Here is a 24,523-nt window from a genome sequence, read left to right as displayed (position 1 = left end):
GGAACCTTAAAGGAAGGTTTGGAATGGCGCGCACAAAGACGTGTTTGCGCGCCCGCCTTGGTGCGGGGGGCGACGATTGAAGCGGTCTGCGAAGTTCTCGGCGCGGTCCGCTATGACGTAGCAGTGAAAACGGGCTCGCTTGTCCGATTGGCAAAGCGGTCGTAGCGCCACACCGTCCGATGACTCAGAATGTCTCGAAGAAATGCTGGTCCATGTAACGCATTTTCTTCCGACTTCAGGTGTCTGGGCGCTACGGCATTCCGGGCGAGAACAGATCGCCCCGTAGCCCAACCACAAGCGCGTGTATCGGCTTATCTGAGGGCATCATCTGCTGCTGCGCCGTCTCGGGGCGCTGCGATACACGTGGCAGCACGACGATCGTGTTGTTGCCGTGGACAACAGCAATACCATTCGTGCTCCGATGGCTTCAAGTTCCGGTGCGACGATGGCTCTGCCCTGTGTGTAACCTTCGAGCTGCCTGCCGCAACCGAAGGCGATTAGCTGGACTGCGACAACTCGAAACCATACCGGTAGCGTGGCGCACGACGTGATGCTGATTGCCGTCGAGCAGCGCAGCTCATCGAACGGATGACGTACAACGCTCTAACTACATCGACCATGGCACGCGTATCTTCGGGCGCGAACTGCCTTCCCCCCGCATCCGCTGACCACGCACGTACACTGGCCCACAGCAATTGTATGGCTCACTCGTTCGTGAAGACGATGTGCGTTTCCCCGGGGTTATAGGGCAACTCCACGCCACCAACCCGCAATCGAGTCCAGTCCGAAAGTTATATGCCCACGGGTTCTCGTCCTCAAGTTAGCCGATATCGAGCACGAGGTAATCTTTTCCAGTCGACATCCTGACGCTCGCCTCGTTGCGACATTGCCTTCACGTCTTCGCAAGCGATGTTTAGGCAACTCGGCGGCGACAAAAAATAGACGACCGGTTCTGACCTCACGATATCTTCTCACAAGTATCAATTTTATTTGTTTGATCCTGAGGTAGACGATTTGCTATCGTGGCATACACGGATACTAAAAATAAATAGCGGTTTGCCCTGACAGACAACGGAGTTATTGGCAACGAAATAAGCAATCTTTCCCTCTCTCTTATCTAAATCGTAGCGTTACTCTCAGTGATCGTCTTTTCGACGGGTAGAGGTACTCCAAAGCGAGATAATTCATGAAAAACTGCGCCGCATCTTCACAAATTGCATCACCGACTATTGACCTATTGTATGACTACGCTCCTTTCCTCGACATCTGCAAATCAGAAGGAGCAATTGGCTCGTTTTCACCCAGTGTACAGACGCCGCGGGTTGCAATCGTGGGGGCTGGCATTAGCGGGCTTCTGGCCGCGGCGGAATTGATGCGAGCAGGTGTCACCGATGTCACCGTGTTTGAAGCCCGCGATCGCATCGGAGGTAGAGTATGGTCACAACCTTTTGATCCACGGTACCCGCATCTCATTGCTGAAATGGGTGCAATGAGATTTCCTCCGACTGCGACCGGTCTTTTTCATTATCTTGACAGGTACGGTATTTCGACGACAGCCTCTTTCCCGGATCCAGGAATGGTCGATACCGAATTGCACTATCGCGGTACTCGCCATATATGGCGCGCGGGAGAACCGCCGCCCCCATTATTCAGAGTCGTCTACGAAGGCTGGAGAGCCTTTTTGCAGGAAGGATGCGTGATCAACGGTACGTCTCTAGTTGCTCCCGCAAAAATCACCGCAATGTTGAGGTCAGGCCGGTTTGAGAAAGCCCGAGCGGAATGGCAAACGTGGCTCGACGTGTTTCGTGACAGTTCTTTTTATGCAGCCATCGTGGCCATCTTCACGGGATCTCGCCCGCCCGGAGACATCCGCTGGGAACGCCCTGACGACTTTGAACTATTCGGTTCTTTGGGCATAGGCTCTGGAGGCTTCCTTCCTGTTTATCAGGCGGCATTCACCGAAATACTACGGCTCGTCATCAATGGCTACATGGACGATCAACGCTTGGTCTCTTGCGGAATTTCTACACTAGCTGAGTGCCTCGCAGCAGAGAAGATCGGAGAATGCACCGTTGCTGACCGGGTTCGCTTCAATGGCGTGGGCCGTATCTACAAAGAAGACGGAAAGATAAGGCTGATGACTGACGCGGGCGAAATCATGACCTTTGACCGAGTTATCGTTACCAGCAACACAAGGACAATGCAGATGGTTCACGGCCTGACCGACGACGAGACGTTTCTCAGTCGAGACGTCTCACGAGCCGTTAGAGAAACGCATCTCACCGGGTCATCAAAACTATTCATGCTTACACATGGTAAATTTTGGATCGCTAACGATTTGCCAGTCACAATTCAATCTGACAGTTTTGCGCGCGGGGTATATTGCCTTGACTACGAGCCCGATAGGCCAGACGGTCCAGGTGTAGTTTTGCTTAGCTACACGTGGGAGGACGACGCGCATAAGCTACTAAGCGTCCCCGACAAAAAGCAGCGCTGCGAGCGTTTTGTCGACGCCCTTGCTACATTCAACCCTGAACTTGCGCGCCACCTGACTCCCGTGGATGACGACTACGAGCATGCCATCCTTCACCATGACTGGTTGACTGATCCCCATTCTTCCGGTGCGTTTAAACTCAACTATCCCGGTGAAGATGTGTACTCACAGCGGCTTTTTTTTCAATTTCAGACGGCAAACGACCTTGCAACGGATACCGGCCTATATTTGGCTGGATGTGGTTGTTCATTCACCGGTGGTTGGATCGAGGGGGCGGTCCAGACGGCTATCAATAGCGCCTGCGCCGTTATACGCAGTACAGGCGGAGACCTTCTACGGGGCAATCCTCTCGACGAAATACGCAGTGCCTATCACTACTGATATCGCATGCTCTGACGACACCCTATTTTGGGACACTTTATGTATTCGGAAGACTCTCTGGAATCGCTTTGTGATGGTATACGCGATGGTGAAATCTCTGCGGATGACATGCGGAAGCACGCAATTAGCGCCAATGCTAGTCAGTCGAAGCTCAATTGTTTCATTGGTAGTCGCGACCTCGATGCGCATTTCGCAAGGCCGAATGATGTGCTGAAAGGTGCACCACTCTACGGCATCCCCTTCTCATTGAAAGACAATATTTGTGCTAACGGGTTTCCAGTAACTGCCGGTACGCCAGGGATGGAAGGATGCATAGCGACACGCGATGCCATTATCGTCCGAAAACTGAAATCCTTGGGCGCTGTCGTCGCCGGTAAGAACAATATGCATGAACTTAGTTTTGGCATCACATCGGTCAATCCGAGGTGGGGAACGGTGGGCAACCCGACGGCTCCGGGATATCTGGCGGGCGGAAGCAGTGGCGGTTGCGCGGCCGCGGTGGCTGCCGGGATCGTTCCGATGGCGATCGGAACTGACACTGGCGGCTCGGTGCGGATACCGGCCGCCTTCTGTGGCATTATCGGCTTCAGGCCTACAAGCGGTCACTGGTCTTCAGCTGGAATCATTCCAGTTTCTCGCACTAAAGATTCACCTGGGCTTTTGACGCGCACGGCGAAGGACGCGTTGATGATATATGAGCTGCTGTCCACCGGTACCCGCCCGCCGGCAAAACAGATTAGTACTCCTTGCCGCATAGGACTTCCGGCGTCCATGTGGAGTGACCTCAATGAAGATGTCCGAAAGCATTGTTGGCGTGCGATCACGCGTCTGATCCGCGCGGGGTTCGAGTGCGTTGATCTGGACGACTCGGCGGTTGCCGACTTAAATAGGATTGGAACCTTCACCATTCCCGTTTACGAATTCTTCATGGACTTTCCACGCACATTGCTTTCCTTCGGTTGGGCCAACAGGATAAATACGATATTCGATAACATCCGTGATGAAGCTGTCCGCAACATCGTCCACAGCAACCTCAGTGCGCAACTGATCTCTGCGGCGGATTATTCTTTTGCGATTCAGAATGTGGGCCTTTTGCGTCAACAAATGAAAAACCTGTTCACCACCCAAGGTATCGATTTTCTCGCATACCCGACGGTTCCACGCAGCGTTCCCCACTGTAGCGATGCCGGGCGGCCCGAACTTTTCTCGGAGGTGATACGTAATACCGACTTGGCCAGCAATGCCGCGATGCCCTCGGTTACGCTTCCTGTTGCTCCGGATGGTGCATTGCCCGTTGGTTTGAGCCTTGACGCACCACGAGGTCAGGATCGCCGCCTCTTGACTATGGCAACGTCTGTAGAAGACGTTCTGAATTCGTCGTAACACGACTGCCATCTTCACTGCGAAATGTTTCATGCGCAGGCAGCAGCAAACGATTCGCACACCGTTTCGGAGGCGGTAGCCAATGCAGATTTCATTGCAAAGAATAAACACTCTCTTTGACGCCGGTAGTTTTGTCGACCATCACCCTGTCGAGAGAAGTCATTTCATCTGCGGCGAAGGGTCTATAAATTCCGTAAGAACGTTTCTGGTTATGAATCGGGGACGAGACTGTGAATTCAGAGGAAGCGGACAGTGGCGCACCGCCACGCAGATTACAAAGACCGTAACGATAGCCCGGGACAGTTGCGCCCCATTGATTTACGTTCAGGACCGTCCCGGAGGGACAGATAGTTTCGATACCACAAAAGTTCTTTCATCGGACATGTCGAAACTGCTTTTATCACCAACTGGAATGGGCAGAGTCAGTGCATCCCTCGCGGAGTTGGCCGAGAAGAATTTGCTAATTTCCGCCATACTCGGCCCGACCTCAGGCCCCTTGGCCTTACCACTGATGCTGGCTGACTTGGTGTTGATGACCAAAAAGGGCGCCTTGTGCATGGGTCGCCCCGATATGGTGAAGGCCATGCTGGCTCAGGATTCAGATCTCTATTCGCTAGGTGGAACAGACGTTCACAGCAAGCACTCAGGTTCAGTTCAATTGGTATTCGAAGATGAAGAAGACCTATTCGGATGTGTAAGGCAGTTGCTTCACGTCAGCGCCAACCGCGGAGCGAACCGTGGTCTGGGATATGAAGAACCCGAAGCAGCTGATTTCAAGAGCTTGATTCCATCGGATCATCGTACGCCCTATGACATGCATCGGTTGCTGCATTCTTTCGTCGACAAGGACAGTTTCACCGAAATTAGCCCCGAATACGCAAAGGAAGTGTTGACAGGCTACGCGACCATTAAAGGAAGCGCGGTCGCTATCATTGCCAACAATCCCCGCTATAAGGGCGGTGCCATTCACAGGCAATCCGCTACCAAAATAGTCAAAATGGTTGGTGTGGCTGAGAAAGTCCGGATACCGATCATGTTTATTGCTGACATCCCTGGATTTATGATAGGCCGAGAGGCCGAAAATAGTGGGATTTTTTCTGCAGCGGCAGATTTGTTCAGGGCACACGTTCGAAGCAAAGTACCTAAGTTGCTGCTCATTGCAAGAAAAGCGTACACGGGAGGCGTGTATGCTATGTGCGGCCCTGGCTTTAACCCAGTAGCAGTCTTGGCTTATCCGCAGGCTCACATTGGTGTTTTCGGTCCCGATACGATGACAAAAGTCATGCCAGAACTTGATGAAACGACAAGAGACATAATACAGAAGCTGACCGACGAAATCGTAAATCCCGAACTGTTGAAGGCCAGTGGACTGATTACCGACGTCATTGAAATAGAAGATACCCGGGAGCAGGTTTCGAGATACTTGTTCGCGGAAGCAGGCAGATCTTGAGTCGGATGTTCTGATCGCGGGACAATGCGCGACTTGCCAGACTATCGTGTCCAAGTCGTAGCACTGCCGCGATCAAACTTCTTTGGACTGTTGCCGCGCCACGGTCATCCGGCACTGCGTCATGATAACCGGCGATTCGATGTACGCATGTCACGTTCATCGCGCTAGGCGGGGTCCACGCACTATCAACAAGATTGCGCTGCGTGTCAGGCTCAGCAGGACGATGCCCAGGACAGATGCGTTTGGCACGCCGACCTGTAACCTGCATAGTGCGACTGCTTTTCTGCCAAGGATTGCAGTTCAGCTGCCAATGCAAAAACCGGCCGCTTTTGAACTGCTCCGATCGGATTGTGTGGTGTCTACACGCGCACCGACTTCACTGTGGCGCCTTTGCGCACGTCGAGCGTGCCTCCCGGATTAGTTCTATTTGAAGAAATGACGTGCACAAAGCCTGCCGCTGAACTAGGGGAGATGTAACATATACACTATTGTCATTCGCGCTGCGGGACCAAAGTCCTGGGCGAGGAAGCCGGACTCGCCCGACTTCCGCGTCCGGCCCCGGTGACGGGTGCGACAGCGCGCCCGTCGCGCGGGCGCGGCCAGACACGCGCTTGGTCCGCAAGTGGTCGATCGCCGCACTCACGATTTCTCTCTGAAGAGCGTCTCGATGGCAATACCGTGCGATGCGCCGTATGAGACGATTTTGCGAAACCGGGTGAATCGCACTGATGCTCGACGATCCGGCAAGCCGCTTGAGCAGTTGGTCGGCAAAAGCGCCCAACAAAAAGTGGCGATAGTCGCGCTATCGTCGCTAAGTCAACCCCGGACTAGAATCCTGTTGCTCGCACCGTAGCGCAATCCATCGAGAAACACAGCCACCAACCTCCGGGCATCGGGCGGATCGGGACATTCAAGCGGAGCGCACAGGGCGGCTACCGCGCACAAAACTTCTTCGGGCCGTATTCCCTTGCGAATATCGCCCGAATCTGTGGCGGCATCAAGAAGGCTCTGAACGACAGGCCGGAGTCGGTCAAGAAAATAGGTCGGCAATGCCCGGAACGCGGCATCGCCCGAATTCAGAGCCGCGGCGAGACCGCGTCTCCTCGTCACAAAATCGACGTAGCGTTCAATCCATCCTACCAATGCGTCGCCAGCGCCAAGCGTGGCGGCAAGTTCAAAGCCGGCATCGGCGCAGGCATCCACCTCACTGCACAACGCTGCTACAACTAGATCCGAACGTTGGGGGAAGTGACGATAGATTGTCCCTATACCTAGCCGGCTTTTTGCGCCATCTCGCGCACCGGAGCATCGATCCCCGAGGATTCAAAAACTGCGAGTGCAGCTCGCAGGAGCGTATCGATGTTGCGTTGCGCGTCAGCGCGCACCGAATGCCGTGGAAGTCCGCCGACGGTCCCGTTCGTCTTGCTGATCAATTCATTTTTCCCTTGTTAAATGGAACAGTGCTCCGTATAGTCGGTAACCGGAGCGCGGTTCCGGTTAGATTTTATCGTAAGCGAATCACGCTCGACAGCTCGAAACCATCATCTTGAACGGAGCAAACATGCATACCCCCCCTTGGCGCTCGTTACCGGCGCAAACAAGGGAATTGGCCTTCAGATCGCGAAGGACTTGGCGGCCCAAGGCTTCGAGGTACTCATCGGCGCACGCAAACTCGGCCTTGGTGTGGCAGCAGCAAGAAGTCTTCGAGGTGACAGCCAAGCGATCCAACTCGACGTGACCGATCAGTCCTCGATTACCGCGGCTGCCAGGCAGATCGAGAATACTTGGGGACGTCTCGATGTCCTGATCAACAACGCAGGTATATCACGTCCAATCAAGCTGGGGACGCCTGCCAATGAAATGAGAGACGGGGATAAGGTGAGCCGCGCAATCGTTGACGATATGCGCTTGGTCTTCGAGACGAACGTGTTTGGAGTTGTCGCCGTTACGCAGGCGATGCTGCCGCTTCTTCGAAAAGCGCCGGCGGCTCGCATAGTCAACGTTTCGAGCGCAGGTGGTTCCCTCACGCTCAAGGACGACCCGTCGGATTACTCTAGGCAGTATGTCGGTGTCTATCAGACCTCGAAAACAGCACTCAATGCGATAACGCAGGCGTTCGCCATTGAGCTGGAGGGAACCGGTATTAAGGTCAATGCAGTGAGTCCAGGGTTCACAGCCACTGACTTGAGCAACCACGCACCCAGAGCTGGGGCAGTCGAGGATGCGGCCCGAGAGCCGGTCCGCCTTGCCCTCCTTGACACAAACGGGCCGACCGGCACCTTTTCGAACGCAACGGGTCCGCTTCCCTGGTGAGTTAGTCCACAAAGATGCAATGCCGATCAGTGTCAGATGCATGCTTCATCCGGGCCCAACGGTGCGGCTTCGTGGGCGCCTTTGCGCTCCTGATAATGTCCGACGCGGCGATTTCGCATGCGCAAGTGAGACAAGCTACGCCGTTGGACCTGACTGTCCTGAGCGAGTCGAGCGGGCTCCAGCCAATTTCAGACACGCTGACTTGCGTTGCTGCAGCTGCCCCGCAATGGAATAGCACCCCTAGCGTCATTGGAAGGCACGCAACGATGAGCTGCTTTGCGAATACCATGCACGCGCTGTGTCTCATGCTAGCCCACGAGCCGAGGTGAGCGTGAACGTCACACTGTCCGCTGCTTGTAGATGGCGTGCTGCGCAAGCCGGCGCCGGTTTTCCCGGCAGTTGGCGGCGGATCGCCCACATGACAAGCGTACCCCAGGAGCCGATGATCAACACCACGCGCCACCCGGTCGGTGACTAACGTTGCGCGCAGGCACTAACCACCATGCGAACAGTGTGAGCGGCAGGCACTGCTCTTTGTGCGAGTTCGTCGATATAAGGATCAGTCACAACCAGGAGATGTTCGCGTCGATGCCCGCGATCAGCGCCGCAGATAAATTACACACGGACGGTCGTGGGCAATTCATCAGAAAACTCTATCGAATATAGAAGCAGCGAGACCGTAAGGTCGTCTTGCTCCTGGAGCGGTTGGCGAGGCGGACCAACCAAAAGGCGCCGATGAAGAGACGCATTTAACTGCTTCTATCGATATCCACTCCTTCAAGATTTGGGGCGTCTTCCTGGACGAATCTGGCGATGCTTGCATCGTATTTCGCGCCCCTGCCCCCCAAGGCAACCGTCGCTCGCTGCGCGCTGAGAAGCAACTCCTTAAGAGCAAGCTTGATCGTAGATGGGGTGTCGAATCTGCCCTTCGGTCCCGATAGAGTCAGAGCGCCTACTAGCTGACCGGTTGAATCGAACACCGGCACCGATGCTGATGTCGTTTCAGGATCGCGTTCACCGTATGAGACCGCGCACAATTGTTCCCGCACCCGATTCCAGCGCGGATCTGACGATTCAGTGAAAGCGAGCAGTACTTTGCCGGAGGCGCCGTTGTCAATCGCAAATTCCTCCCCAATACGTATCGCTACTCTCACGCTTCTCGAAGGCTCCACGCGGTACAGAACTAAGCGCTGGTCACCTTGCCGCACATAGAAAGATGCCGTCTCGCCCAAGTCCCGACTGAGCTGCTGAAGGATCGGCTCCACCACTGGACCGACTTGAAAAGACCGCTGGTAAAGCATTGCGAGCCGTAGCGGTTGAGGTCCGATAGAGTACTGACCGTCATTCAACTTCCGGATAAATCCGCCGTGCTCTAAAGCGCCGAGCAACCGCAAGACCGTACTTTTGTACAACCCGGCACGGCGCGAAAGCTCGGTTAGCGTCAACTGGTCGTCGGTCGGGCCGAATGCGCTGAGAATAGCAAAAGCTCGGTCAAGAACCGCGACTCCGCTGCTTGTCTTCGATCCGTCGACTGAACGCTGCCCGTCGTCGGGCCCAATGCCAGTCATTTCTTCCCCTTCGGTCAATTGCCGTCACTTTACGGTTTTGCTTGACAGAACTCAAGTTTCACTTTGGCATCAAGGGTTTACCCTTATTAACGAGATTAATCCGACCATCTAGAGTTCTATCACGTAGACCTACGATCTATTGTATAGAACCATGGAGTTACTCTTGAATACCCCGAATCCCGAAGTGTTGATCAGCGAGGTCGGGCCGCGCGACGGATTGCAGAGCGTTAAAACCGTGATGCCCACGGCAGCGAAGCTGCGATGGATCTCCGCGCTCGCCGCTGCGGGTCTTAGGGAAATTGAAGTGGGTTCATTCGTGCCGACGAAGCTGCTGCCGCAGATGGCTGACATTCGTATAGTCGTCGCGCATGGGCTGTCTATTCCGGATTTGCGCGTCGCGGTTCTCGCGCCGAACCTGCGTGGTAGTCAGCGCGGTTTCGAAGCTGGCGTGCACAAGGTCACGCTTCCCGTGTCAGTGACCATAGAACACTCGCTGGCCAATATGCAGAAAACCAATGAGCAGATGATCGAGGAAGTGCGCAATATCGTCGCGCTTCGCAACGAACGGTTTCCAAACGTAGAGATAGAGGCCGGCATTTCGGTTGCCTTCGGCTGCACGATCGCCGGCACTGTGACCGATGACCAGACGATGCGCATGTGTTTGGCAATGGCCGAGTGTGGTGTTGATGAAATCGGCCTGTCCGATACGAGCGGCTACGCGAACCCGACCCAGGTTCGCCGGCTGTTTCGCCGGCTCCAAACGGAACTTGGCTCAAAGGCTGGCGGTGCACACTTCCATAACACGCGCGGACAGGGACTTGCCAACGTCGTCGCAGCGCTTGAAGTCGGCGTGACGACGATCGACTCCAGCCAGGCGGGTCTCGGCGGCTGCCCCTATGCGCCGGGCGCAACCGGCAACATCGTGACTGAGGACTTGGTCTTCCTGCTGGAAGCCATGGGCTATGACACGGGCGTGGACATCGACAGGCTGATCGCCGCGCGTGCCATTCTCGCCGATGCGTTGCCTCGCGAAGCGTTATACGGACACTTGCAGGACGCTGGGCTCCCCAAAGGATTCGCGTATGCAGACGGCCACGCACCCCGTGCGCCGCAACCGGAAGACTACCGGATCAGACTAGCGCAATGAGCAAAGTGCGAGCCAACCAAGATTTGCCGTATAGCGGCGTACGCGTCGTCGAGATGACGCACATGGTGATGGGGCCCACATGCGGCATGGTGCTGGCGGACCTCGGCGCGGAGGTGATCAAGGTCGAACCCATTTCCGGCGACAGCACGCGCGCTTTGCGCGGGTCCGGGGCGGGCTTCTTCAGCACGTTCAACCGCAACAAGAAGAGCATCGCTGTCGACGTAAAAGATCCGCGCGGCGTGGAAATCATTCACAAGCTGCTTGCAGGGGCGGACATTTTCAGCGAGAACTTCAAGAGCGGCACGATGGACAAACTTCGCCTCGGTTATGCTGCACTGTCCAGGATCAATCCGCGTCTCATCTACGTGTCGCATAAAGGGTTTCTGCCCGGCCCATACGACCATCGCACCGCGCTGGATGAGGTCGTGCAGATGATGGGCGGCCTCGCTTACATGACGGGACCGGAAGGCAGGCCGCTGCGCGCCGGAACGAGTGTCAACGACATCATGGGAGGCATGTTCGGCGCGATCGGTGCGATGGCGGCCCTCGCACAACGCGAACGCACCGGCCGGGGTCAGGAAGTGCAAAGCGCGCTGTTCGAGAACAATGTGTTCCTCGTAGCACAGCACATGATGCAGTACACGGTGACCGGTACTGCCGCGGCGCCGATGCCAAGCCGCATTTCAGCCTGGGGCATCTATGACGTGTTCTCGGTGAAAAATGGCGAGCAGATCTTTCTTGCGGTCGTCTCCGATACTCAATGGGTGCCGTTCTGCGACGCTTTCGGGCTGGCGGAGCTCAAGTCGAATGAGCGGCTAGCCTCCAACAATCTGCGCGTGCAGGCCCGCGAATGGTTGCTGCCGCAGCTTCAAAAACATTTGGAAGCGTTCACCGCCGCGGAGATTAGCGCGATCTTCGAGCGCTGCGGGCTGCCTTATGCGCCGATCATGAAGCCGCAGGACCTTTTCGATGATCCGCACCTGCTCGCTACCGGCGGACTCGCCCAAGTGACTTTGCCGCCTGACGCCAGCGATGCGGGGCAAGCCATCGCGACACGGACTGCGCTGCTGCCCTTGACGCTCGGTGGTGAGCGCCTGCACCTACGCGCGCCGCCGCCTTCGCTCGGTCAGGATACTCAGGCGCTTCTGACAGATCTCGGATACACGGCTGAGGATCTCGGACGATTGGTCGAGGCTGGGATTGTCAAGTGTCGGGACGCCCAGCCTCACGATGCGTCGAATCCTTCGGCGAACGAACTCGCCAGCGCCTGAACCAGCGAAGCAAACAAGCAGTCACTGTTCCGCAGAGGCCGGGCCTCTGCACGCCGCGATTTGTCCGGAGACGAGGCATGGCATTAAGTTCATCGAATATCGCCACAGGCCGCGCGGCGGATTCCACCCTCGAGCACTCCGCGGTCAGAAAAGCCGCGCGGCGCTTCATTCCGCTACTGGCGCTTGCGTACTTCTTCAACTATCTCGATCGCACCAGCGTCGGTTTCGCGGCGTTGACAATGAACCGCGATCTGGACTTGACCGCCACGCAGTTCGGCTGGGGGGCTGGCATCATGTTTGCTGGGTATTGCTTGTTCGAGATTCCGAGTAACCTCGCGCTGTACCGCTTCGGCGCACGGCGCTGGCTCGCCCGCATCATGATCACGTGGGGGCTGTTCGCAGCGGCAACGGCACTAGCTGTCGGCCCGAAAAGCTTCTACGCGATCCGGCTGATGCTTGGCATCGGCGAGGCCGGTTTTTTCCCCGGTGTGATCTTTTTTCTCGCGGTCTGGTTTCCGCCTGCCTATCGCACCCGAGTTCTGGCTTGGTTCACCGTCTCCACGCCGCTCTCGTCGCTCGTGGGGGGGCCGCTCTCGGCTGGCCTGCTGCACATGGACGGTGTCTTGGGACTAGCTGGCTGGAGGTGGATGTTCGTCGTTCAAGGACTGCCCGCGTGCGTCCTCGGTTTTCTGGTACTGAAAATGCTGGACGACAAGCCCGCCGATGCGAAGTGGTTGTCGCACGACGAACGGCAAGCTCTGCAGGGGGCGTTCGATCGAGAAGACACGTCAAGTCGGAAGAAGAAGCATTTCGTCGCGGCATTGAAGGACGTGCGAACCTACATTCTGGCGATGATTTCCTTCGGCTTCACGATGGGCTCTTACGGCATCGGTATCTGGCTCCCTCAGATGCTGAGGGCTCACGGCATGAGCGTGGCAAAGACGGGCTGGATGTCGGCAGTGCCTTACTTCTTTGCTACTGTTGCGTTGCTCTGGTGGGCCAAACGAGTCGACAGTCGCGGCGGGCCGATAGCGAATCTGGCCGCGGGTCTGCTGATCGGCGCAATCGCGCTCGGCGTCTCGACGTACTTTCATCAACTGCTTCCGACGATGGCCGGCCTCACGCTCGCGCTTATCGGCACGATTGCCGGGCGAACGATCTTCTATACGCTCCCAACCAGCTTCCTTTCCGGCCAAGCGGCCGCCGGTGGGCTCGCTTTCATCAACTCGTTCGGCGCGCTTGGCGGCTTTGTCGGACCGTATCTCATCGGCTATCTGAAAGACGGTTTCGGTACGTTCTCGGCCGGCATGATTGGCCTGTCAATCGCGCTGGGCATCACGACATTGCTGACACTGTCACTTCATGCGTTCGGTTCCGGAGAACAGGCATGAAAAAATCTCATTCGCCGCGGCGTCGGCAATTGCTCGGCACTGCCTCAGCTTCCATGATTCTCTCCCCTGTTACCGGGCGCCATGCGTTTGCAAGAGAGGAAAAGCACCTCATGAGCACAACGAGCAATTACCTTCCCGTTCGGGCCGACTGGCTCGCTCGCGGCACCGAAGCCGCGCTCGAACCCGACATGCCGATCATCGATGCGCATCATCACTTCTACGAGCGCCCAGGATGGACCTACCTTCTGGACGAGTATCTCGAGGACGCGCGCTCGGGACATAACATTACTGCCTCGGTGTTCATGCAGGCGCTGACACGGTATCGCCCGTCTGGTCCCGAGGCACTGCGCCCTGTGGGAGAAATCGAATATGTTGCAAGCGTCACGACTCCTTTGCAGAGCGGCAAGCCGCAGGTTGCAAAAGCCATGGTCGGCTACGCTGATCTTCGCCGCGGATCAGCGGTGCGCGATGCTCTCGAGGCAGAACTGCATGCTGGCGATGGCAGATTTCGTGGCGTTAGGCACCTCGTTACTTGGGATGCCGACCGGACCCTTGTCAATCCATTATCGGCGCCCCCGCGAGGGCTGCTGCTCGATCCGGACTACGGGGCGGGAGTCGCACAACTAGCTTCGCTTGGACTGTCATACGACGCGTGGTTATTCTTTCCGCAGTTGCCGGAGTTGTACGAGCTGGCCAAGTCGAATCCTCATACGCCTTTCATCATCAACCATTGCGGCGGCGTTCTCCGGATCGCCAGCTATGCAAAGCAGCGCGAGGAAGTATTCGATGCGTGGTCCCGTTCAATGCGCACACTCGCCGAACTGCCGAATGTCTATGTGAAGGTGGGTGGCCTTGGTATGCGCATCAATGGCTTCGAGTTCGAAAAGGGCGAACGCCCACCCTCGTCGGACCAATTGGCACAGGCGTGGAAGCCATGGATCTATACGTGTATCGATGCATTCGGTGCGGCCCGCTGCATGTTCGAAAGCAATTTCCCCGTGGACAAGGGCTCTTATCCCTTCAGCAACGGTTGGAACGCCTTCAAGAAGTTGACTGCGCAAGCGAGTCCCGCAGAGCGCGAAGCATTGTTTCGGGGCACGGTCACCAAAGCCTACCGCTTCGAATGAGTGCGTCCGATGGATCAGCGCGGCCGGCCCGGAAGCATCGTCCTCACTGTCGGCCCAACAGCTGCGTTTGGACAGCCTTTGTGTGTATGACAGGACCGGCGCGATAGCCGCCTGATGAAGCCGACTTGGAAGGAACTACCGTCCTTGCCAAGGACGCCATGCTGGCAGCTCAACTGCCAGCATCGGTACGTCTCGGACGCTTTTTGTCATCGTAGCGAGAATTTTCACCATCTGCAGTAGCAGTTTTCGGGTTACTTGCCGCCCATTTCCCTTTCTGTAGCATCGGGCATGCTCAGTTCTCCGCAGCAAGCTAACGGTAAGCCTGCCCCTAGGTTCTCTCGAATCCTCTCCCAAGTTCCCAGTCTGTTATTCGGCGATCATATTCCAACTGTTCCCACCGGGCCGCATGCACGTAATGCTTAACAACATCATCTCCCAGGACATCCCGCAGCCAGGCTGAATTTGATGCAACATCGATCGATTCTCTTAGCGTTTTGGGAATATCCGGAAGATCGCAATCACGGTACGCGTCACCATGACATGGACCGGGCAGTTCGAGGTTCTCGGTAATCCCCGCGAGGCCGGCCGCGATTAACCCCGCGAAGGCCAGGTATGGATTGAGATCCGCGCCTCCGATCCGACATTCGACCCTAGCCGCGTACGAGCCTTCGCCGCAAACCCTGAAACCAGCCGTACGATTGTCTGGGCTCCAGACCGCCTTGGTCGGCGCGAACGTCCCTTTTTGAAATCGTTTATATGAGTTAACGTATGGCGCTAAAAACAGCGTGATGTCGCTCGAATACTTCAGAAGACCCGCAAGGTAGTGGCGCATAACATTGGCCATGCCATAGGGCGAATTTCTGTCAAAAAAGAGCGGAGCTCCATCTAGTGTCCACAGGGAGGAGTGAATGTGGCTGGAAGAACCTGCCAACTGGTAGTTCCACTTGGCCATATACGTAATGGCTCTATTCTCCTGGGATGCAATTTCCTTGGTGCCGTGCTTAATTAGCGTATGTTGGTCAGCCATCACTAGCGGATCGGCGTAGTGTACATTGATTTCGCCCTGCCCAGGCCCCGATTCCCCTTTCGAGCATTCGATCGCGATTCCCGCACCGTGCAATCCGTTCCTTATCCGACGCATGACCGATTCCTGTCGCGAGGTCGACAGGATATGGTAGTCTTGGTTGTACGTTCCAGAGGTTAAGAGGTCGCGAAATTTCTTCATCGATATATACTCGTAAGACTCATCGAATAGGTAGAACTCTAATTCCGATGCGAAGCACGCGGCCATTCCCCTCTCGTTCAGACGACGAAGCTGCTCCTGTAGAATCTGCCTCGGCGAATGAGCAACGGGCTCCTGACACTGGTCGAAAACATCGCAAATTACCAACGCCGTCGCTTCAAGCCAAGGAATGCGCCGCAATGTCGAAAGGTCGGGCTTGAGCACAAAATCGCCATATCCAGCTTCCCAACTTGAACACGTGTACCCTGCCACCGGTTCCATCTCGATATCATTGGCCAACAAGTAATTGCAGGCATGCGTTTCCAGATAGCCATGCTTAACGAAAAAGTCCCCTTGAAACCGCTTCCCGACAAGCCGACCTTGCATGTCAACCATGCAGGCGATAACTGTATCAATAGCACCCGAAGCAACATCCCGTTTCAATTCTTCGAATTTCAGATTCATATTCCCTCCCGCGGAACGTAAATAAGCTCTTCCGGCACGCGCACCCAATCCACTATGCGCGGACAAATTTGACCCGGCAAACGAGTGATCTAATATTTATGTGGCTTGATCATGCCAATTTGTTTTATCCAGTTTCCGAAAATTATGTTGGCGTGACTGCGCCAGCAATTGCGCGGCAGAAGATCTTCGCAATCCTCCGGAAAATAATTTGCCGGAATACTTACCCGACGACCAAGTGAACGGTCTCTGAGATACTCGTCTGCCAACGTTTGCGAATCGTACTCTAGGTGATTAAATATATGCAGGGAATGATGGTTCGGGTCATCAAGCAGACACAGGCCTGTTTCCGGCGATTCGATGAGCACACAGATACCGCTGCCTGGTGGGATGTCGGCGCGTCGCATTTCCGTCCATCGGGAGACGGGAACAAAGAGATCGTCTGACAGGCCCCGCAGATACGGTGACGTGGACCCGACGCCTTGGTGCCTGAAGACACCAAAAGCCTTCTCATTCAATGTGTACTTAGGCAGACCGTGGAAATGATATAGCGCCGCTTGTGCGGCCCAGCAGATGTTGAAGCAGCTCAGAGTGTTGGTTTGAGTCCAGTTGAGAATCTGAGTTAACTCGTTCCAATACGCCACTTCCTCAAAGGGGATCAACTCAACCGGTGCGCCGGTAATAATAAAGCCGTCAAATATCCGCTCCTTTATCTCTTCCCAATCCTGGTAAAACGACGCCAAATGACTTGCTGGTGTGTTCTTGGGTAAATGACTGGCTATCTTTACCAAGGTGAGGTCAACCAATATGGGCGTTGCACCGAGGAGACGTGCAATTTGGATTTCCGTCTCCATTTTATTGGGCATCAGGTTTAGCAAACCAATATGCAAAGGACGTTCAATCGGCCGATACAAAGCTTCGTGCTCCATTACCTTGATGCCTTCTTTTTGTAAAGCAATTACAGCCGGCAAACCTTTTGGAACCTTGATCGGCATGGAAGCACAACCTCCGTTTCGAAACTACGCGATACCCGCAAGACTGCACGGCATACCAACAACACCACGTCTGACCGACTGCGAGCAAGTTTCGGTCTTCACCTGTTTAAGAAGAGCAAGCTGGCTGCGACGCATGCGTAAAGTGCGCCCGTAATCTTCTCAAGCATGGATCTGTTGCTCAATACCACGCTTGCGCGATCTGCAAGAAACATATATCCGCAATAGACCCCGACGGAGATCGCCGTTGCCGCAGCTCCCATCGGAACCGCCTGCCCAAGGTAGGAACCGGATGGGCTGATGAAACTGGGATACGTAACTAATGTGGCCAACCACCCCTTAGGGTTCGCTAGAGAGACGATGAGGGAATCGACAAACACCTGTCTGGAGTTCCAGCACACCGCATCTTCTGTTCTTGACTCCCGCTTCCCACAAAAAGCAATAATGGCAAGACATCCAAGATATATCGCCCCTATCCATCGGACATAAAGTAACACCCATTGGTTATCCTGTATAAAAATCCCAACACCCGACAATACGACTGCTGCGTGAACGGCCGCACCAGTACCAAATCCGATCGCGCCAGGAATTGCGATTTTGAGCCCGTGCTTCAATGTTTGAGCAACGGCAAAAATGACGTTCGGACCAGGCAAAGCCACGGCGGCAGTAAAAGTAACAAGAAACAAAACAAATAGATGAAAATCCATGAAGCCCCGCCTCGATTTGCAAATCACTCGCGAAAGGAACAACTATCGACACAAAATCCGGCTAATCTCCGCATCTCAGTGGACCGCTGCGTTATATGCCTCGCAGGCTCTCCCGAAGGCGCCCAGAATCTTCTGGCTGATTACATCGCTGGAAGCATGCCATTCTGGATGCCACTGGAGCGCCAGTTGAAAGGTGCGTGAATTCCTATATGACAGCGCTTCTACAACACCGTCCCCCGCTACTGCCTCCACTCGGATTCCTTCTCCAAGCTCCGCGATGCCTTGCCTATGCAACGAATTGACGCATAACTCGTCGCCCTCGATAACGGACGACAGCAAGCCGCCGGAAGCGACCTTAACCGTATGGACCGGACGGTACTGTTCGTCGCGAGGAATCTCTGGATTTTCGCGATGCGAGATCCCCTTGTGCGTCGACGATAGATCTTCGTGCAATGTGCCGCCACGGTATACGTTCATCTCCTGCAAACCGCGGCAAATTCCCAATACTGGCATATCCAGTTCTTCCGCCACCATCAACGCAACCATCGACAGCCTGTCTCGCGGACGATCCGTCCTGCAGGCGACAATGTCGTCTTCAGCAAGCGCCCAAGCGCCACCGTTCCTGTCAAAGATCCCGGGATCGAGATCTGATTCGTCGCCAGTTAGAACAAGGCCGTCAAGACGACGCATCAGGTCGCGTAATCTTTGGAAAATCGCGTCGCAAGGCAAATCGCGGTCGATCGTCGGTAAGATGACGCACTCGACCGACGCGTGTCTAGTCAGCGCCTCGATATAGCGCCGCCGCAACCAGTCGCGGTGAACGCCGTCGTGAAGATGACGATTGGCTGTGACCCCAACGACGGCGCACCCCAGATGGCGACGTGTATCACTCATTGACCACGCCCTCCCCTGCTAACCGTCCGCGCTGGGCCTCGTACAGCCGCCGGTTCCGCTCGAGCAGCTGGTTGATGACACTTGGCTGCCCTTTTGGTCCACTAGCGAAGAGTCCTCCCCATGAATCTGCAACCTCAGCATATCGCGGATCGCGCGACCTGATCTTCTGTGCCCGCTTCAGGTGCCAGAAAGGCACGCCTGGCGAAAGATGGTGTTCCAGATGATATTCATCAAGGTTCGCGCCGACCAGCAGTCGCTCGATCAAATTGCCTTTGCGGTTACGCGTCAAGTACACATCTTCGGTTTCGGTCTCACACATTGGCGAATGCTCAGCGAGTTCAATGAACCAGCCCAAGGCTTGGAACGTGGTTAGATATGGAACAAGCCAGAACAGCACAAGCAAATCCAGCGATTGCGTCAGGGCAAAGCCGAAAATGACAATCAGCCAGAATATCGCAAATCCATAGGTGTCGATGGCAGCACCCCGCCTGTCGATGTCTTTTTTCCCCTCACGAGAAATAAGAAACCGCTCACTCCATAGATACCTGAGATAGCGTACCGTCGCTCCGCCAAACATCGCTTTCCAGACAATGGCAAACGCGTATTCACGTGGCGGGCGCACATCATACACGCCCGATGATATAAAGAACTTCAGGTCAGGATCCCTTTCAGGGTCGCCGAGATATGGATGGTGCAGATGAACATGCGAGTAGCGATAAGCCCAGTGCCGCTGAAAAACAGGATATGCGGCGAAGACGATGCCGAGCACGTAGTTCCATCCGGTGCTCCTGGCAAGCGTCCGGTGCGCGGCATCATGCGCGATAGTTGTCAGTCCGCGTTGTTGCGCGCCGATTATGAGTACTGCAAGCGGGTAGAGCCACCACGAGATTCGTATCGTCGCATAAGCACACGCAAGAATGACAAGATAGTCCTTCACAATGTAAAGTGCGCCGGTCAAATTATCTGGCCTCAATTCGGACAGCTCTCGCATAATGTCGCGCGAGAATCGCCAAGTGGTAAAACGTTTGCCGCGCAATTGCCAAGCGTCATAAATTTCCATGATCAAATTCCCTCCCAGAAAGATCGACCTCAGACAGCGTCAAGTCCGCGTTGAAGATCGGCGACGATATCATCAATGTTCTCAATCCCAACGCAAAGCCGAATCGAACCGTCGAAAATACCAGCGGCCTCGCGCTTTTCCTTGGGAACCGTTGTGTGCGTTGTCGAAACGGGATGCGTGACCAACGTTCGCGCGTCACCGACATTCGATACGTGGTACATTAGCTCGATGTTGGTTATGAATCTTCGCCCTGCCGCTTCATCGCCCAGTTCAAACATAATCATTGCGCCGTAGCCGACGCGTGCGTCAACTAACTCGTCGACAAGCTCACGTTCGTATCCTGACGACAGTGATGGATATGAGACACGTGCGACCTTCGGATGGGCGTTAAGGAACTCCGCAACCGCGACGGCATTTTCGCAATGCCGCTGCATGCGCAGATGAAGGGTTTCGAGTCCTTGTATCAGCTGAAAGCTGGCGAAGGGACTGATCGCGGCGCCGGTGTCACGAAGCCAAGTCATCCGGGATTTAAGCAAATACGGACTTGCGCCAAGATCGCCAAGTTTCAGAACAGCTTCTTTCCAGAGGATGTCGCCATGCGCTTCATCTCCGTCGTTGAACAACGGAAAGCGGCCTGCGTCGTCAAACGGGAAGCTTCCGTTATCGACAATCAGTCCGCCAAGTGTCGTTCCGTGGCCGCATAGATACTTTGTCGCGGAATACGTGGAGATATCCGCGCCCAGAGCTTTCGGACGGCAAATCAAAGGGGTTGTCGTGTTATCTACAATAACAGGAATCCCGCGCCGCGCACCGATTTCCACCAGCGCCGGAACAGGCAACGGGACAAGGCATGGATTGGAAAACGTCTCTCCAAACATAGCAATCGTCCTGTCGTCCAACATCCGCTCGAACGATGTTACGTCTCTTGGATCCGCAGATCGTGCCTCGATACCCAATCGTTTGAATGTATTGAAGAGCAGATTCCACGTATTGCCATATAGATACTTCGATGCGACAACGTTATCGCCTGGCCTTCCGCTGCACAGGTTAGCGATAGCGAGAAAGGTTGCGGACTGCCCTGAGGCTACCGCCAGGGCGTCGCTCGCACCCTCTACTGCAGCGAATCGCTTCTCGAGGATGCGCGTTGTAGGGTTGATGATCCTGCTATACGTGAACCCATCTTGTCGGACGTTGTAGATATCGGCAATTTTTTCAAGATCGCCGTCAAGTTCATAGGCGGTAGATTGATAAATCGGCACAGACACCGCTTTGGTGGCGGGGTCATGACGATAGCCAGCGTGTAGAAGTGACGTCTCGCGGTTCATTTCGGCGTTGGCATTGTTTCTTGACATGTCAAATGGCCTTTTTCCATAAGTCGGTTATACGGCGGCCCGGGTGGCTTCCGGATTCATCGAATGAAGCTGAAAAAAAGTCTTCAAATGCTATTCCCAGCAGGCGGATCCACATCGGATCAATACATCCCATGCACCCGATCCTGAAACTGCGGGTCGGAAGATGCAGTTTGGTATAGATGTAGAGGTTGTACTCCACGAGATGGGCGTACAGCGCATCGAGATCTTCTTGCGTACGAACGACATCGCGTGCCGTCAGCGCAAGGCATACCGGCGATCGATCCCGCGGGTCCAACAATGGAGAGGCGTATGGCCCAGTTGCGCGGATGACAGCGTCACGGACAGAGGCGTATCGCTCTCCACGGCGAACCACCCCTTCAATAGCCAGTTCTTCGAGGGCCTTTGCGCACGCCTGAACAACATGTGTCGGTGGCGTGGAACGCCACTCGCCAGTCTGTTCGAAGTTACGCCATTGGTCCCGAACGTCCAACACGAACGAGTTGGTCTCTGAGGTCTTGCTATCGAGCGTTTCCAGCGAGGCAACAACAAAAGACACTCCCGGCGGACCCTCGATGCACTTGTTACTCGAGGTCACAAGGACGTCAAACGGAACTTCCCTGGCGCTGATTTCCACAGCACCGAAAGAACTCATTGCGTCGATAATGGTTCTTACACCATGACGCGTTGCCAACTCTACCATTGGCCGAAGCGGATTGACGACTCCCGTGGTCGTTTCACAGTGCACAAAACAAAGATGGGTGATCCCCGGATCCTCTTCCAGGCACGCAGCGACTTTTGTCATGGGGAAGGACTGATCACTCGGGGCAACGATGCTGACGGCATTAATGCCTCGGATCTGCAGCATTTTGAGGATCCGCTCGCCGTAGTTTCCATTAATGCATACGAGAGGCCGGTCTGACGTCCCAACGAACGAAGCCAATGCCGCCTCTACGCCGTAAGACCCGCCGCCCTGTATGGGTACTGCCGAGTACCCCCCCCGAGCGTCCAGCAAATCTACAATCAGGCCCCTTACTCGCTCCGTTATTTTCTTGAAACTCACGTCGCGGGAACCCATGTCAAACTGCATCTCAGCCCTTACTTCGGCGTCCAACGCCAATGGCCCCGGTGTCAATAAAAATGGGTGCCGTGCGGTCATAGGTCCACACTCCATAGTCGAAAACAGTTGTTTAAGGACGCGAAAGCGCAGCCCATGCTCCACCTGACACCCGTCGCGCACAGATATCAGAGATCAAAGTAGTTGGTTACCGATGCGGCCGAGCCCATCGCATTGGACTTCATGTCAATTGACGGACTGGAACTCTTGCGCAGGCCCGCTTCGAGTTATCTGCATTCCTCCGCAGCTGATAATGATCATGCCACAGCGAACCACCGCACCAATATGAGTTCTTCTTATGCATACCTAATAAACGCTAATACTGCCGTCGTTGCACTGAGGAACCTGATATGACCACGGCGCGAACTGGTTTGCGCCGTGGTCACACAAGGCACGTGGCACGCGGACAATTTGTGAATCGTCCACGACAGCATCCGCGACGAGACCCAAACGCCGTCGTTGTATATCAGTATCGAATATCCGTTGCTGGCAACCTTCCTCGAACCGCTATGCTCGTATTGAAGTACACGCAACTTGGCGTTAGCCCTGTGCGGAACAACGACGGTATGCGACAGATTTTCCCCGCCGTCTGTCATCAAGCATATGTGCAACCGACAACACTTCAAATGCAGCTCGGGGCCTTCGGTTGATCGTGGTCAACGACACGCCCTCTGTTGCTGCGGCAAACTAAACCCGGGTTGTCACGTTGCAGCGTGGTACACCAACCCTACATCTCGCAGTTGCTCGCTCGCACCGTACGCGACAATTTATCAAGATGTTCAGCAGCTCTAGGGCGTGCATGGCCCGAGGCGCCACTGGTAGTCAGTTCCCCATCTCTGATCTTCATGAATCGCGACACACAGTTAGTACAGGCACAGCGCTCTTCCCCGTGAGATATCTCAGGCAGAGTGACGGTCCTTGTCGCGATCGTTTTGATAGCAGCACATCGACGAACGATGCGCATACGCTGGGAGATGAGAAATCAGCGAGCGTTCCGCGGCGAGGGTCGCCGTTTCCTACGTCAACTAGGCGTGGAGAATATGTGTTCGGAGAATTTTCATGCGTCTTACCGTCCAGCTCGACATGTTTAATACTACCCGTCCCATGGCATTCGCAATCCTCTGGCTCGACACAGAAAAGCGGCAATGGTCGCGCGAGGCTCATTCCGGACTGGACTTACCCGAATGGGGCTCGTTGCATGTGGATTGCGGCAACACGTTAGTGTGCGGGCCCAGCGAAAACACACTCGCGTATGTTCTCGAAGGATTGAATCTCGACTGTCGTTACAGACTTTTCGAAGGCGACTCCGGATATGCGCTGCGGTATACAGAAGGACGTTGGGCTCCATCAAACGGCCACTGGCATATTCAGTGTATAGATAACCAACGGGGACAGCCTGAACATGAACTGTTCACCACCGGCAAGAATTCCTGACACCATCTGCGTTAAACAAATGAGGCAATCGAACGACAGCACCTGCTCAGGAATCTGACCACTGTGTTCGGAATACATCTCGAATGGAGGTTGAGCCCTCCATAAGTTTGCGGCTTGACCGATCGAGGCTCCATGATCAACGATCACCACCCGTCAGCTTGCCGTACCAGTTGAACGTCTCGCATCTGCGACAGATCTTTTTTTACTCCCCATGCCGCTGCACCGTGACGACTCCCGGTGCGTACGCCAGCTTCTCGTTGATGTCTTTCCAAATATGCGCCCATCCGCAACTGCACCGGCCTGCGTCGATAGCCCCGTCTGTCGGACTTACCCCTTCGCCGTTGAGCTGCTCGTTGCGCCCGGCCAAATTGCTCACGCAGGAGGACAGGGCCCCTTTGCCTAACTTGATACACCGAGCTTTGTCGCTAATTCGCGCGTTGTCGAATAGCCCGTTTCGCATCGGCTGAGCTTCCCCTGAAATTTCGCCTTCCAGCAGGTCGTGTGTAAACTCGACCCAAAGGAAGGAAAGAAGAGATGTTCAAGGTACCAAAACAGGCGTACACGCCGGAGTTCCGGGCGGCGGCCGTGCAACGAGTCAAGGACGGGCAAGGCGTAGGCGCAGTGGCCCGCGAGTTGGGCGTGTCGGAGCAGACGCTGCGCAACTGGGTGAAGGCCGAGCAGGCCGGCAAACTGAACGGTCCCGGAGCGAAGGTGGTCACGCCCGAGCAGATGGAGCTCTCGCGGTTACGCGCCGAGAACAA

Annotated in this window: 20 protein-coding genes; 10 read left to right on the top strand and 10 right to left on the bottom strand. The window is 55.3% G+C overall.

Translation table 11 applies throughout. The features are described 5' to 3' along the window. The first annotated feature begins 1,186 nt into the window (after window positions 1-1,186). The 3 genes from GCT19_RS30605 to GCT19_RS30595 all read left to right on the top strand — a co-directional run bounded on the left by GCT19_RS30605 (window position 1,187) and on the right by GCT19_RS30595 (window position 5,708). Window positions 1,187-2,875: an NAD(P)/FAD-dependent oxidoreductase gene (locus GCT19_RS30605; RefSeq protein ID WP_026228595.1), complete on the top strand. Its 1,689-nt coding sequence runs from the start codon at window positions 1,187-1,189 to the stop codon at window positions 2,873-2,875. Window positions 2,876-2,914: 39 nt separating this feature from the next. After that, the gene (locus GCT19_RS30600; protein ID WP_026228594.1) at window positions 2,915-4,258 is read left to right on the top strand and encodes an amidase family protein; all 1,344 of its coding nucleotides are present in this window, start codon (window positions 2,915-2,917) and stop codon (window positions 4,256-4,258) included. An 82-nt stretch (window positions 4,259-4,340) separates the two neighbouring features. Further along, window positions 4,341-5,708, top strand: a complete 1,368-nt coding sequence (locus GCT19_RS30595; protein WP_026228593.1) for a carboxyl transferase domain-containing protein — start codon at window positions 4,341-4,343, stop codon at window positions 5,706-5,708. Window positions 5,709-6,524: 816 nt separating this feature from the next. On the opposite strand, the gene GCT19_RS43615 is transcribed toward GCT19_RS30595, so the two are convergent. Further along, on the bottom strand, window positions 6,525-6,911 hold the full coding sequence (locus GCT19_RS43615; protein WP_227717676.1) for an SbtR family transcriptional regulator: 387 nt from the start codon (window positions 6,909-6,911) through the stop codon (window positions 6,525-6,527). A 68-nt stretch (window positions 6,912-6,979) separates the two neighbouring features. After that, a complete protein-coding gene (locus GCT19_RS43610; RefSeq protein ID WP_018434983.1) occupies window positions 6,980-7,141 on the bottom strand; it encodes a hypothetical protein in 162 nt (53 codons plus the stop codon). A 142-nt stretch (window positions 7,142-7,283) separates the two neighbouring features. On the opposite strand from GCT19_RS43610, the gene GCT19_RS30585 reads away from it, so the two are divergent. Beyond that, window positions 7,284-8,021 (top strand): SDR family NAD(P)-dependent oxidoreductase, encoded by a 738-nt coding sequence (locus GCT19_RS30585; RefSeq protein WP_018434982.1) that lies wholly within the window; start codon window positions 7,284-7,286, stop codon window positions 8,019-8,021. Window positions 8,022-8,770: 749 nt separating this feature from the next. Here GCT19_RS30585 and GCT19_RS30580 read toward each other — a convergent pair. After that, complete coding sequence (locus GCT19_RS30580; protein ID WP_018434981.1) at window positions 8,771-9,589, bottom strand: IclR family transcriptional regulator; 819 nt, start codon at window positions 9,587-9,589, stop codon at window positions 8,771-8,773. 163 nt (window positions 9,590-9,752) lie between these two features. Between GCT19_RS30580 and GCT19_RS30575 the strand changes: the two genes are divergently transcribed. The 4 genes from GCT19_RS30575 to GCT19_RS30560 all read left to right on the top strand — a co-directional run bounded on the left by GCT19_RS30575 (window position 9,753) and on the right by GCT19_RS30560 (window position 14,525). Continuing rightward, window positions 9,753-10,736 (top strand): hydroxymethylglutaryl-CoA lyase, encoded by a 984-nt coding sequence (locus tag GCT19_RS30575; RefSeq protein ID WP_018434980.1) that lies wholly within the window; start codon window positions 9,753-9,755, stop codon window positions 10,734-10,736. After that, a complete protein-coding gene (locus tag GCT19_RS30570; RefSeq protein ID WP_018434979.1) occupies window positions 10,733-12,007 on the top strand; it encodes a CaiB/BaiF CoA transferase family protein in 1,275 nt (424 codons plus the stop codon). The genes GCT19_RS30575 and GCT19_RS30570 overlap by 4 nt, the downstream gene beginning before the upstream one ends. A gap of 77 nt (window positions 12,008-12,084) precedes the next feature. Beyond that, window positions 12,085-13,398 (top strand): MFS transporter, encoded by a 1,314-nt coding sequence (locus GCT19_RS30565; protein ID WP_018434978.1) that lies wholly within the window; start codon window positions 12,085-12,087, stop codon window positions 13,396-13,398. Beyond that, window positions 13,395-14,525: an amidohydrolase family protein gene (locus tag GCT19_RS30560; protein ID WP_026228592.1), complete on the top strand. Its 1,131-nt coding sequence runs from the start codon at window positions 13,395-13,397 to the stop codon at window positions 14,523-14,525. Before GCT19_RS30565 ends, GCT19_RS30560 begins: the two co-directional genes overlap by 4 nt. A gap of 328 nt (window positions 14,526-14,853) precedes the next feature. Here the strand turns inward: GCT19_RS30560 and GCT19_RS30555 are convergent, their stop codons facing one another. From GCT19_RS30555 to GCT19_RS30525, 7 genes are all read right to left on the bottom strand, one after another. Continuing rightward, entirely contained in the window at window positions 14,854-16,212 is a 1,359-nt protein-coding gene (locus GCT19_RS30555; RefSeq protein ID WP_018434976.1) for a glutamine synthetase family protein, read from the bottom strand. Between the two features lie 89 nt (window positions 16,213-16,301). After that, window positions 16,302-17,204 (bottom strand): homoserine O-succinyltransferase, encoded by a 903-nt coding sequence (locus GCT19_RS30550; protein WP_026228590.1) that lies wholly within the window; start codon window positions 17,202-17,204, stop codon window positions 16,302-16,304. Between the two features lie 98 nt (window positions 17,205-17,302). Beyond that, entirely contained in the window at window positions 17,303-17,908 is a 606-nt protein-coding gene (locus GCT19_RS30545; protein ID WP_018434974.1) for a LysE family translocator, read from the bottom strand. A gap of 75 nt (window positions 17,909-17,983) precedes the next feature. Further along, window positions 17,984-18,802, bottom strand: a complete 819-nt coding sequence (locus tag GCT19_RS30540) for a gamma-glutamyl-gamma-aminobutyrate hydrolase family protein (protein WP_018434973.1) — start codon at window positions 18,800-18,802, stop codon at window positions 17,984-17,986. Beyond that, the gene (locus GCT19_RS30535; RefSeq protein ID WP_018434972.1) at window positions 18,795-19,862 is read right to left on the bottom strand and encodes a fatty acid desaturase family protein; all 1,068 of its coding nucleotides are present in this window, start codon (window positions 19,860-19,862) and stop codon (window positions 18,795-18,797) included. Before GCT19_RS30535 ends, GCT19_RS30540 begins: the two co-directional genes overlap by 8 nt. Window positions 19,863-19,891: 29 nt before the next feature. Next, window positions 19,892-21,214 (bottom strand): O-acetylhomoserine aminocarboxypropyltransferase/cysteine synthase family protein, encoded by a 1,323-nt coding sequence (locus GCT19_RS30530; RefSeq protein ID WP_018434971.1) that lies wholly within the window; start codon window positions 21,212-21,214, stop codon window positions 19,892-19,894. A 1-nt stretch (window position 21,215) separates the two neighbouring features. Beyond that, window positions 21,216-22,370, bottom strand: coding sequence for a 2-aminoethylphosphonate--pyruvate transaminase (locus GCT19_RS30525; RefSeq protein WP_018434970.1), 1,155 nt, complete (start codon window positions 22,368-22,370; stop codon window positions 21,216-21,218). Window positions 22,371-23,387: 1,017 nt separating this feature from the next. On the opposite strand from GCT19_RS30525, the gene GCT19_RS30520 reads away from it, so the two are divergent. Both GCT19_RS30520 and GCT19_RS30515 read left to right on the top strand, forming a co-directional pair. Continuing rightward, window positions 23,388-23,762 carry a DUF3564 family protein gene (locus GCT19_RS30520; protein ID WP_084598300.1) on the top strand — a complete coding sequence of 125 codons (375 nt, stop codon included), beginning with the start codon at window positions 23,388-23,390 and terminating at the stop codon, window positions 23,760-23,762. Between the two features lie 534 nt (window positions 23,763-24,296). Continuing rightward, on the top strand, window positions 24,297-24,523 hold a 227-nt coding region (locus GCT19_RS30515), incomplete at its 3' end, for a transposase (RefSeq protein WP_152854003.1).

The sequence above is a fragment of the Paraburkholderia atlantica genome (genome assembly GCF_009362785.1).
Taxonomy (GTDB): Bacteria; Pseudomonadota; Gammaproteobacteria; order Burkholderiales; family Burkholderiaceae; genus Paraburkholderia; species Paraburkholderia atlantica.
Note: the sequence above shows the minus strand (reverse complement) of the source record. Positions and strands in the feature narration are given on the sequence as shown.

Coding starts and splice junctions, on each gene's coding strand:
- GCT19_RS30570 (WP_018434979.1), top strand. CDS start 10,733: ATGAGCAAAGTGCGAGCCAACCAAGATTTGCCGTATAGCGGCGTACGC.
- GCT19_RS30530 (WP_018434971.1), bottom strand. CDS start 21,214: ATGTCAAGAAACAATGCCAACGCCGAAATGAACCGCGAGACGTCACTT.
- GCT19_RS30535 (WP_018434972.1), bottom strand. CDS start 19,862: ATGGAAATTTATGACGCTTGGCAATTGCGCGGCAAACGTTTTACCACT.
- GCT19_RS30560 (WP_026228592.1), top strand. CDS start 13,395: ATGAAAAAATCTCATTCGCCGCGGCGTCGGCAATTGCTCGGCACTGCC.
- GCT19_RS30580 (WP_018434981.1), bottom strand. CDS start 9,589: ATGACTGGCATTGGGCCCGACGACGGGCAGCGTTCAGTCGACGGATCG.
- GCT19_RS30520 (WP_084598300.1), top strand. CDS start 23,388: ATGCGTCTTACCGTCCAGCTCGACATGTTTAATACTACCCGTCCCATG.
- GCT19_RS30555 (WP_018434976.1), bottom strand. CDS start 16,212: ATGAATCTGAAATTCGAAGAATTGAAACGGGATGTTGCTTCGGGTGCT.
- GCT19_RS30565 (WP_018434978.1), top strand. CDS start 12,085: ATGGCATTAAGTTCATCGAATATCGCCACAGGCCGCGCGGCGGATTCC.
- GCT19_RS30600 (WP_026228594.1), top strand. CDS start 2,915: ATGTATTCGGAAGACTCTCTGGAATCGCTTTGTGATGGTATACGCGAT.
- GCT19_RS30525 (WP_018434970.1), bottom strand. CDS start 22,370: ATGACCGCACGGCACCCATTTTTATTGACACCGGGGCCATTGGCGTTG.
- GCT19_RS30605 (WP_026228595.1), top strand. CDS start 1,187: ATGAAAAACTGCGCCGCATCTTCACAAATTGCATCACCGACTATTGAC.
- GCT19_RS30550 (WP_026228590.1), bottom strand. CDS start 17,204: ATGCCGATCAAGGTTCCAAAAGGTTTGCCGGCTGTAATTGCTTTACAA.
- GCT19_RS30595 (WP_026228593.1), top strand. CDS start 4,341: ATGCAGATTTCATTGCAAAGAATAAACACTCTCTTTGACGCCGGTAGT.
- GCT19_RS30545 (WP_018434974.1), bottom strand. CDS start 17,908: ATGGATTTTCATCTATTTGTTTTGTTTCTTGTTACTTTTACTGCCGCC.
- GCT19_RS30540 (WP_018434973.1), bottom strand. CDS start 18,802: ATGAGTGATACACGTCGCCATCTGGGGTGCGCCGTCGTTGGGGTCACA.